The following is a 5,443-nucleotide window of genomic DNA, read 5'->3' as shown; positions in this document are numbered from 1 at the left end:
CGGAGTGAATGGATGTCAGAAGTATGTTCTGCCGATCAAAAAAAATTAATAAAAAAAAATAATGAAAAAAAATTAGAAAAAGTAGTTGACAAAGTTAGAAAAGCCTTGTATAATAGTAAGAGTTGAAAATAACCACTCTGGTCCGTTGGTCAAGGGGTTAAGACACCGCCTTTTCACGGCGGTAACACGGGTTCGAATCCCGTACGGACTATGGTATGTTGCAGTTGGAACACTTGATGAAAAAAAGATTAAAAAAGTTTCAAAAAAGTGTTGACAAGCGAAAGCAGTTGTGATATACTAATATAGTTGTCGCTTGAGAGAAATGAGTGACAAAGACCTTTGAAAACTGAACAAGACGAACCAATGTGCAGGGCACTACAACAACTGTTGTAGTACTGAACAATGAAAAAACAATAAATCTGTCAGTGACAGAAATGAGTGAGAACTCAAACTTTTAATGAGAGTTTGATCCTGGCTCAGGACGAACGCTGGCGGCGTGCCTAATACATGCAAGTAGAACGCTGAAGGAGGAGCTTGCTTCTCTGGATGAGTTGCGAACGGGTGAGTAACGCGTAGGTAACCTGCCTGGTAGCGGGGGATAACTATTGGAAACGATAGCTAATACCGCATAAGAGTAGATGTTGCATGACATTTGCTTAAAAGGTGCAATTGCATCACTACCAGATGGACCTGCGTTGTATTAGCTAGTTGGTGGGGTAACGGCTCACCAAGGCGACGATACATAGCCGACCTGAGAGGGTGATCGGCCACACTGGGACTGAGACACGGCCCAGACTCCTACGGGAGGCAGCAGTAGGGAATCTTCGGCAATGGACGGAAGTCTGACCGAGCAACGCCGCGTGAGTGAAGAAGGTTTTCGGATCGTAAAGCTCTGTTGTAAGAGAAGAACGAGTGTGAGAGTGGAAAGTTCACACTGTGACGGTATCTTACCAGAAAGGGACGGCTAACTACGTGCCAGCAGCCGCGGTAATACGTAGGTCCCGAGCGTTGTCCGGATTTATTGGGCGTAAAGCGAGCGCAGGCGGTTAGATAAGTCTGAAGTTAAAGGCTGTGGCTTAACCATAGTAGGCTTTGGAAACTGTTTAACTTGAGTGCAAGAGGGGAGAGTGGAATTCCATGTGTAGCGGTGAAATGCGTAGATATATGGAGGAACACCGGTGGCGAAAGCGGCTCTCTGGCTTGTAACTGACGCTGAGGCTCGAAAGCGTGGGGAGCAAACAGGATTAGATACCCTGGTAGTCCACGCCGTAAACGATGAGTGCTAGGTGTTAGACCCTTTCCGGGGTTTAGTGCCGTAGCTAACGCATTAAGCACTCCGCCTGGGGAGTACGACCGCAAGGTTGAAACTCAAAGGAATTGACGGGGGCCCGCACAAGCGGTGGAGCATGTGGTTTAATTCGAAGCAACGCGAAGAACCTTACCAGGTCTTGACATCCCTCTGACCGCTCTAGAGATAGAGCTTTCCTTCGGGACAGAGGTGACAGGTGGTGCATGGTTGTCGTCAGCTCGTGTCGTGAGATGTTGGGTTAAGTCCCGCAACGAGCGCAACCCCTATTGTTAGTTGCCATCATTCAGTTGGGCACTCTAGCGAGACTGCCGGTAATAAACCGGAGGAAGGTGGGGATGACGTCAAATCATCATGCCCCTTATGACCTGGGCTACACACGTGCTACAATGGCTGGTACAACGAGTCGCAAGCCGGTGACGGCAAGCTAATCTCTTAAAGCCAGTCTCAGTTCGGATTGTAGGCTGCAACTCGCCTACATGAAGTCGGAATCGCTAGTAATCGCGGATCAGCACGCCGCGGTGAATACGTTCCCGGGCCTTGTACACACCGCCCGTCACACCACGAGAGTTTGTAACACCCGAAGTCGGTGAGGTAACCGTAAGGAGCCAGCCGCCTAAGGTGGGATAGATGATTGGGGTGAAGTCGTAACAAGGTAGCCGTATCGGAAGGTGCGGCTGGATCACCTCCTTTCTAAGGATAAGGAACTGCGCATTGGTCTTGTTTAGTCTTGAGAGGTCTTGTGGGGCCTTAGCTCAGCTGGGAGAGCGCCTGCTTTGCACGCAGGAGGTCAGCGGTTCGATCCCGCTAGGCTCCATTGGTGAGAGATCACCAAGTAATGCACATTGAAAATTGAATATCTATATCAAATAGTAACAAGAAAATAAACCGAAAACGCTGTAGTATTAATAAGAGTTTATGACTGAAAGGTCAGAAAATAAGGTTAAGTTAATAAGGGCGCACGGTGGATGCCTTGGCACTAGGAGCCGAAGAAGGACGTGACAAACGACGATATGCCTTGGGTAGCTGTAAGTGAGCGATGATCCAGGGATTTCCGAATGGGGGAACCCAACAGGTAGTACCTGTTACCCACATCTGTTAAGGATGTGAGGAGGAAGACGCAGTGAACTGAAACATCTAAGTAGCTGCAGGAAGAGAAAGCAAAAGCGATTGCCTTAGTAGCGGCGAGCGAAACGGCAGGAGGGCAAACCGAAGAGTTTACTCTTCGGGGTTGTAGGACTGCAATGTGGACTCAAAGATTATAGAAGAATGATTTGGGAAGATCAGCCAAAGAGAGTAATAGCCTCGTATTTAAAATAGTCTTTGTACCTAGCAGTATCCTGAGTACGGCGGGACACGTGAAATCCCGTCGGAATCTGGGAGGACCATCTCCCAACCCTAAATACTCCCTAGTGACCGATAGTGAACCAGTACCGTGAGGGAAAGGTGAAAAGCACCCCGGGAGGGGAGTGAAATAGAACCTGAAACCGTGTGCCTACAACAAGTTCGAGCCCGTTAATGGGTGAGAGCGTGCCTTTTGTAGAATGAACCGGCGAGTTACGTTATGATGCGAGGTTAAGTTGAAGAGACGGAGCCGTAGGGAAACCGAGTCTGAATAGGGCGCCTTAGTATCATGACGTAGACCCGAAACCATGTGACCTACCCATGAGCAGGTTGAAGGTGCGGTAAGACGCACTGGAGGACCGAACCAGGGCACGTTGAAAAGTGCTTGGATGACTTGTGGGTAGCGGAGAAATTCCAAACGAACTTGGAGATAGCTGGTTCTCTCCGAAATAGCTTTAGGGCTAGCGTCGACATTAGAGATTCTTGGAGGTAGAGCACTGTTTGGGTGAGGGGTCCATCCCGGATTACCAATCTCAGATAAACTCCGAATGCCAAAGAATTATGGTCGGCAGTCAGACTGCGAGTGCTAAGATCCGTAGTCGAAAGGGAAACAGCCCAGACCACCAGCTAAGGTCCCAAAATAATTGTTAAGTGGAAAAGGATGTGGGGTTGCACAGACAACTAGGATGTTAGCTTAGAAGCAGCTATTCATTCAAAGAGTGCGTAATAGCTCACTAGTCGAGTGACCCTGCGCCGAAAATGTACCGGGGCTAAAACAATTTACCGAAGCTGTGGATACCTTTATAGGTATGGTAGGAGAGCGTTCTATGTGTGATGAAGGTATACCGTGAGGAGTGCTGGAACGCATAGAAGTGAGAATGCCGGTATGAGTAGCGAAAGACAGGTGAGAATCCTGTCCACCGTAAGACTAAGGTTTCCAGGGGAAGGCTCGTCCGCCCTGGGTTAGTCGGGACCTAAGGAGAGACCGAAAGGTGTATCCGATGGACAACAGGTTGATATTCCTGTACTAGAGTATGTAGTGATGGAGGGACGCAGTAGGCTAACTAAAGCAGACGATTGGAAGAGTCTGTCTAAGCAGTGAGGTGTGAATTGAGTTAAATGCTTAGTTCTATAACATTGAGCTGTGATGGGGAGCGAAGTTTAGTAGCGAAGTTAGTGACGTCACACTGCCAAGAAAAGCTTCTAGCGTTTAAACATACTCTACCCGTACCGCAAACCGACACAGGTAGTCGAGGCGAGTAGCCTCAGGTGAGCGAGAGAACTCTCGTTAAGGAACTCGGCAAAATGACCCCGTAACTTCGGGAGAAGGGGTGCTGACTTTAAGTCAGCCGCAGTGAATAGGCCCAAGCAACTGTTTATCAAAAACACAGCTCTCTGCTAAATCGTAAGATGATGTATAGGGGGTGACGCCTGCCCGGTGCTGGAAGGTTAAGAGGAGTGCTTAGCGCAAGCGAAGGTATGAATTGAAGCCCCAGTAAACGGCGGCCGTAACTATAACGGTCCTAAGGTAGCGAAATTCCTTGTCGGGTAAGTTCCGACCCGCACGAAAGGCGTAATGATTTGGGCACTGTCTCAACGAGAGACTCGGTGAAATTTTAGTACCTGTGAAGATGCAGGTTACCCGCGACAGGACGGAAAGACCCCATGGAGCTTTACTGCAGTTTGATATTGAGTGTCTGTACCACATGTACAGGATAGGTAGGAGTCTACGAGATCGGGACGCCAGTTTCGAAGGAGACGTTGTTGGGATACTACCCTTGTGTTATGGCCACTCTAACCCAGATAGGTGATCCCTATCGGAGACAGTGTCTGACGGGCAGTTTGACTGGGGCGGTCGCCTCCTAAAAGGTAACGGAGGCGCCCAAAGGTTCCCTCAGAATGGTTGGAAATCATTCGCAGAGTGTAAAGGTATAAGGGAGCTTGACTGCGAGAGCTACAACTCGAGCAGGGACGAAAGTCGGGCTTAGTGATCCGGTGGTTCCGTATGGAAGGGCCATCGCTCAACGGATAAAAGCTACCCTGGGGATAACAGGCTTATCTCCCCCAAGAGTTCACATCGACGGGGAGGTTTGGCACCTCGATGTCGGCTCGTCGCATCCTGGGGCTGTAGTCGGTCCCAAGGGTTGGGCTGTTCGCCCATTAAAGCGGCACGCGAGCTGGGTTCAGAACGTCGTGAGACAGTTCGGTCCCTATCCGTCGCGGGCGTAGGAAATTTGAGAGGATCTGCTCCTAGTACGAGAGGACCAGAGTGGACTTACCGCTGGTGTACCAGTTGTCTTGCCAAAGGCATCGCTGGGTAGCTATGTAGGGAAGGGATAAACGCTGAAAGCATCTAAGTGTGAAACCCACCTCAAGATGAGATTTCCCATGATTATATATCAGTAAGAGCCCTGAGAGATGATCAGGTAGATAGGTTAGAAGTGGAAGTGTGGCGACACATGTAGCGGACTAATACTAATAGCTCGAGGACTTATCCAAAGTAACTGAGAATACGAAAGCGAACGGTTTTCTTGGTTTGAATAGATATTCAATTTTGAGTAGGTATTACTCAGAGTTAAGTGACGATAGCCTAGGAGATACACCTGTACCCATGCCGAACACAGAAGTTAAGCCCTAGAACGCCGGAAGTAGTTGGGGGTTGCCCCCTGTGAGATAGGGAAGTCGCTTAGCTCTAGGGAGTTTAGCTCAGCTGGGAGAGCATCTGCCTTACAAGCAGAGGGTCAGCGGTTCGATCCCGTTAACTCCCAAAGGTCCCGTAGTGTAGCGGTTATC

At 49.2% G+C, this 5,443-nt stretch carries 3 tRNA genes and 3 rRNA genes; all 6 read left to right on the top strand.

The features are described from left to right. Positions 1-139 precede the first annotated feature (139 nt). The 6 genes from HT729_RS06900 (at position 140) to HT729_RS06875 (ending at position 5,418) form a co-directional block, all read left to right on the top strand. Positions 140-211 (top strand) — tRNA-Glu (locus HT729_RS06900). A 242-nt stretch (positions 212-453) separates the two neighbouring features. Next, positions 454-1,999: ribosomal RNA gene (locus HT729_RS06895) — 16S ribosomal RNA — on the top strand. A 51-nt stretch (positions 2,000-2,050) separates the two neighbouring features. Then, positions 2,051-2,123, top strand: a tRNA-Ala gene (locus HT729_RS06890). A gap of 124 nt (positions 2,124-2,247) precedes the next feature. Further along, a 23S ribosomal RNA gene (locus tag HT729_RS06885) occupies positions 2,248-5,149 on the top strand. A gap of 76 nt (positions 5,150-5,225) precedes the next feature. Continuing rightward, positions 5,226-5,341 (top strand): 5S ribosomal RNA (rrf, locus tag HT729_RS06880). Together the 16S, 23S and 5S rRNA genes with 3 tRNA genes alongside form the textbook arrangement of a ribosomal RNA operon. A gap of 4 nt (positions 5,342-5,345) precedes the next feature. Further along, positions 5,346-5,418 (top strand) — tRNA-Val (locus tag HT729_RS06875). Positions 5,419-5,443: the final 25 nt, after the last annotated feature.

Origin of the sequence: Streptococcus sp. 79 (genome assembly GCF_013277425.1) — a bacterium.
In the GTDB taxonomy this organism is placed as follows: domain Bacteria; phylum Bacillota; class Bacilli; order Lactobacillales; family Streptococcaceae; genus Streptococcus; species Streptococcus pseudopneumoniae.
Note: the sequence above shows the minus strand (reverse complement) of the source record. Positions and strands in the feature narration are given on the sequence as shown.